Genomic DNA, 4,411 nt, shown 5'->3' with positions numbered 1-4,411 from the left:
ATTCAGGCCGCATAATAGCGAAAGACGCAGAGCGGAACGCGAACCGATCTACACCACTCCACGGGGCATTATCCGCGTTTGACTATGCGGAGTGCGGGACTCGGACTGGAGCGGCATCGCGACAATAGCAGCGCCGACCCTCGCCGTCCTCTCCCGGGAGCGGCAGGTACTGCGGCGAACCGGAGCCGTCCTGGTACGGATGACTCTCCGAACAGGCTGATTCAGCGCGCCGCGCGCGGCGGAGAATCACGCGCCGACAAAGGGCGAACAGCCAGCCGTTGGGCGCGCGATCGGATGCACATCGTAAAGGCAGTGCCGCGCCGTTACCCGCCGGCTTCGGACGCGGGGCTCAGGTGGACCGTGCCACCTGGAGCAGGGTCGGATCGGCGGAGCGCTGTTCGAGGGCGATCGCACGCTGGTAGACGGCGCGGGCGGAGCCGCCCAGCACGAAGACGCCATGACCGGCGAGCAGCGCCAGTTGGCTTTCGGCCATCGCCTCGACGGCCCGGCGGGCGGTGGCCGGATCGTTCACCGGGCCCTCGTACTCGTCGAGCAGGGTGAGATCACCACCGCCGCCCAGCGCGGAGCTCTGGTCGAGAATCGGGGGTATCTCGCCCAGGTCCGCCCAGATCGTGCCGAACAGCGGGTGGTTGTGCATCGCCCACCGCACGTCCCCGCGCAGCGCGTGCAGCTGAAGGTGCAGGGGGATGCCGAGGGGAACCGGCCAGTCGCCCTCGACGACGTTGCCGGCCAGGTCGATCCGGATGACCTGCTCTGGCCGCAGCTCGTCCCAGCGGATCAGCCACGGGTTGCACAGCAGGGTGTCGTCGGACTGGCGGACGGTGATGTGACCGGCCAGGTTGTCGTTGTAGCCGGCCCGCCACAGGGCGCGGGCGAGCAGCACCAGTTCCTCGCGCTCGCCGAGGTCGGGCATGAGCTTCTCGCGGGTGGGCACGAACGTCATGGATGGCTTCCCTCCGGACGCGTCGGACGTGGTCAGCCCAGCGGGAGGACGGTGTCCGGCAGTGGGTGGCGGAACAGGCCGGCGGCGTTCTCGCTGCACATCATCCGCAGCTCGGCCGGCGGGATGTGGCCCCAGCAGTCGGCCAGCACCGACTGGGTGTCCGGCCAGGTGCCGTCGCCGTGCGGATAGTCGGTCTCGACCATGATGTTCTCGACGCCGATGTGATGGCGGGTGTCGATCGTGGACGGATCGTCGAGGGTGCAGAACCAGAAGTTGCGCCGCAGCACGTCGGCCGGGCGCAGGTCCCAGCCGACGCCGTAGCCGGAGCGGTCGACGATGTTGTCGAGGCGATCGAGCAGCATCGCGACCCAGCCGATCCCACCCTCACTCATGGCGATCTTCAGGGTGGGGAACCGCGCCGGGTAACCGGACCACAGCCATTCCGCGCAGGCCGTCAGGGAGGCCTGGCCGAACAGGGTCGAGCCGAGCTGCAGGCCGGGGGCGCCGTCGGGCTTGTCGGCCAGGCCCGAGCTGCCGACGTGCAGGGTGATCACGGTGTCGGTGTCGACGCAGGCCCCGATGATCGGGTCCCAGTGGGTGGTGTCCCACAGCGACGGCAGGCCGATGCGGTGTGGCCGTTCCGGGAAGGTGACGGCGGTGAAGCCGCGCTCGGTCTCGACGACCCGCGGCGCGGCGTCGGCGAGGTGCGCGGGCAGCCGCCCGTCGAACAGGTGCGGCGGTTCGGCGACGTGGTCGTCGACGGAGATGACCGTGTACCGCACCTCCCGCGGCGCCGGCTCCGGCAGGAACAGCGGATCACATCGTAGGAACTATGTCGCACTCGGGTCAACCGGCGCGCGCGTGGGACGCCGTCGAGACGTCAGGGACACGCCGGGCACTCCCGCCGGCCCGATCTTCCGACCGGTGGAATGCCGCCGACCGCCGGACCACGTCGAAGCCGACGCCGCCGGGGTTCCTCGCGGTGATGGCCGCCAGAAGACGGGGTCGTAGCGTGCACCGCGGTGCACTCCCGCGGCGCGACGGCGGGTCTCACTCGGCGGCGCCCTCGCGCCTCATCCGGGCCGGCGGATCGGCGGCGCGCCGAGAACGTCCGCGGCGGCGCGGACGAGTTCGCCGACCGGGTCGAGCTGGTCGGCGGTGAGCCGGTAGGCGGGGGCGGCGACGACCATGGCGCCCAGGGGGAATCCGGCGGAGTCGACGACCGGGGCGGCAACCGTGTTGGCATCGGTGAACACGTCGCCAAGACTGCGCGCCCAACCTCGCCGACGGGCCTCGGCGATCTCGGTCAGCTCGGCGGCGGGCGCGTCGACGCCCAGGGCCCGGCGGACCTCGGCATCAGGCTGGCGGGACAGCACGGCACGGCCCGCCGAGCTGCCGAGATAGGGCAGGTGGAAGCCGAGGTGCGCCAGTGCCATCCGGATCGGATGGGGGCTCTCCGCCGTTGCCACCGCGACCAGGTCGCCGCCCTGGACCAGGACGAGCATCGCGGTCTCGCCGGTGGCGTCGCGCACCTGGCGAGGATGCGCTGCACCGCGCTCTTGTCGAGACCGGTGCAGCGCGCAAGCCCGGTGACGCCGGCCGGCTGGGACCGCGCCAGTTCCTCCAGCACGGCCAGTGCCCCGCGCACGGCCCGCACCGTCTTCACCGACGATCCGCCGGGCTCCTCGACCATGACCGGACCGTACCGGGACCGGTGCGTCCACCACGGGCCCGGCCAGGTCTCCAAGATTCTTCGTGGCTGGTGTCGATGCGCCCTCGTGCCGTTCGACCTGTGCGTGGAAGGGTCGAGAGGCGACCTGCGAGGCAGACGACAGGAGTCCAGCGATGGCGAAGTTCATGCTGATCATGCGGAACACCGACGAGTCCCTGAAGACGATGATGGCGACGCCCTTCGAGGAGATGCTCGACAAGGTCGGCCGCTTCAACGAGGAGCTGATCAGCGCGGGCGTGCTGGTCGCCGCGGAGGGGCTGGACGACCCGGCCAACGGCGCCGTCATCGACTACGAGGGCGAGACACCGGTGGTCACCGACGGTCCGTACGGTGAGACCCGGGAGCTGTTCGGCGGCTTCTACCTCATCGAGGTCGCCTCGAAGGAGGAGGCGATCGAGTGGGCCCGGCGGATGCCGTCCCTGCCTGGCTCGAAGTGCGAGCTGCGCCGGGTGCCGAGCATCGACGAGTTCCCCCAGGACAACGAGTGGGTCATCAAGGAGCGCGGCTGGCGCGAGCGCACCGGCCAGCTCTGATGCACTCCCCCGACGGCCTGGGTGGGGACGGCGACGTCGCGGCGGTGCGGCGCACCGTCGAGGCGGTGTGGCGGATGTCCTCGGCCCGGATCGTCGGTGCGCTCGCCCGGTACACCGGGGACTTCGCCCTCGCCGAGGATGTCGCCCAGGAGGCGGTCGCCGAGGCGCTGGTGGCCTGGCCGCGCGACGGCACGCCGACGAACCCGACGGGCTGGCTGCTGACCACCGCGCGACGGCGCGCCATCGACGGCTTCCGCCGCCGCGCCGCCCTCGACGAGCGGTACACCGCGCTCGCCAGTCAGCTACCCGAGGGCGGGGCCAGCTCGGGCGCGCCCGCGGTGGCGGCCGTGGGCGACGGCGACCTGCCGTGGGACCCCGACCGGATCGACGACGACATCCTCGCGCTGATCTTCGTGGCCTGCCATCCCGTGCTCTCCCCCGAGGCCCGGGTGGCGCTGACGCTGCGCGCGGTCGGCGGGCTGTCCAGCGAGGAGATCGCCCGGGCGTTCCTCGTGCCGGTCCCGACGGTCCAGGCGCGGATCACCCGGGCGAAGAAGACGATCGCCGCGACGGGCGTGCCGTTCGAGCTGCCGCCGACACACGAACGCCGCGCCCGGCTCGGCGCGGTCCTCAGCGTCCTGTACGTGATCTTCACGGAGGGTTCGACGGCCACGGCCGGCGCCGAGCTGCTGCGGCCCGACCTCGCGCACGAGGCGATCCGGCTGGCCCGGATGATGGTCGCCCTGGTGCCCACCGAACCCGAGGCGCACGGCCTGCTCGCGTTGTGCGAGCTCACCGCGGCACGCTTCCCCGCCCGCACCGGCCCCGACGGCGAGCTGGTTCTCCTGGAGCACCAGGATCGGCGCCGGTGGGACCGCTCGGCGATCCGCCGCGGCCAGGGGGCTCTGGACCGGGCGGCGTCGCTGGGGCGCGGGCTCGGGCCGTACGGCCTGCAGGCGGCGATCGCGGCCTGCCACGCCGCGGCGCCGTCGGTCCCGGCGACCGACTGGGAACGGATCGTGCTGCTCTACGAGGCGCTCGGCCGAGTGGCGCCTAACCCGGTCGTCGAGCTCAACCGGGCCATCGCCGTCGCGATGGCACAGGGTCCCCTGCCGGCGTTGGCGATCCTCGACGAGCTGGCCGCCGCGGGCCGCCTCGCCGGCTCGCACCTGGTGCCGAGCG

5 protein-coding genes are annotated in these 4,411 nt (G+C 72.2%); 2 read left to right on the top strand and 3 right to left on the bottom strand.

All coding sequences use genetic code 11. The features are described from left to right. Nucleotides 1–349: 349 nt before the first annotated feature. The 3 genes from MXD58_RS20985 to MXD58_RS20975 form a co-directional block, all read right to left on the bottom strand. Nucleotides 350–964, bottom strand: a complete 615-nt coding sequence (locus tag MXD58_RS20985) for a class II aldolase/adducin family protein (protein WP_248839267.1) — start codon at nt 962–964, stop codon at nt 350–352. A gap of 32 nt (nt 965–996) precedes the next feature. Next, complete coding sequence (locus MXD58_RS20980) at nt 997–1,746, bottom strand: amidohydrolase family protein (RefSeq protein WP_248839266.1); 750 nt, start codon at nt 1,744–1,746, stop codon at nt 997–999. Nucleotides 1,747–2,037: 291 nt separating this feature from the next. Further along, nucleotides 2,038–2,496: an IclR family transcriptional regulator gene (locus MXD58_RS20975; RefSeq protein WP_248839265.1), complete on the bottom strand. Its 459-nt coding sequence runs from the start codon at nt 2,494–2,496 to the stop codon at nt 2,038–2,040. A gap of 313 nt (nt 2,497–2,809) precedes the next feature. Between MXD58_RS20975 and MXD58_RS20970 the strand changes: the two genes are divergently transcribed. Together MXD58_RS20970 and MXD58_RS20965 are read left to right on the top strand one after the other, a co-directional pair. Beyond that, complete coding sequence (locus MXD58_RS20970; protein ID WP_248839264.1) at nt 2,810–3,229, top strand: YciI family protein; 420 nt, start codon at nt 2,810–2,812, stop codon at nt 3,227–3,229. Then, on the top strand, nt 3,229–4,411 hold a 1,183-nt coding region (locus tag MXD58_RS20965; RefSeq protein ID WP_250609779.1), incomplete at its 3' end, for an RNA polymerase sigma factor. The genes MXD58_RS20970 and MXD58_RS20965, both read left to right, overlap by 1 nt.

This window comes from Frankia sp. AgKG'84/4, assembly GCF_023242965.2.
GTDB lineage: Bacteria > Actinomycetota > Actinomycetes > Frankiales > Frankiaceae > Frankia.
Note: the sequence above shows the minus strand (reverse complement) of the source record. Positions and strands in the feature narration are given on the sequence as shown.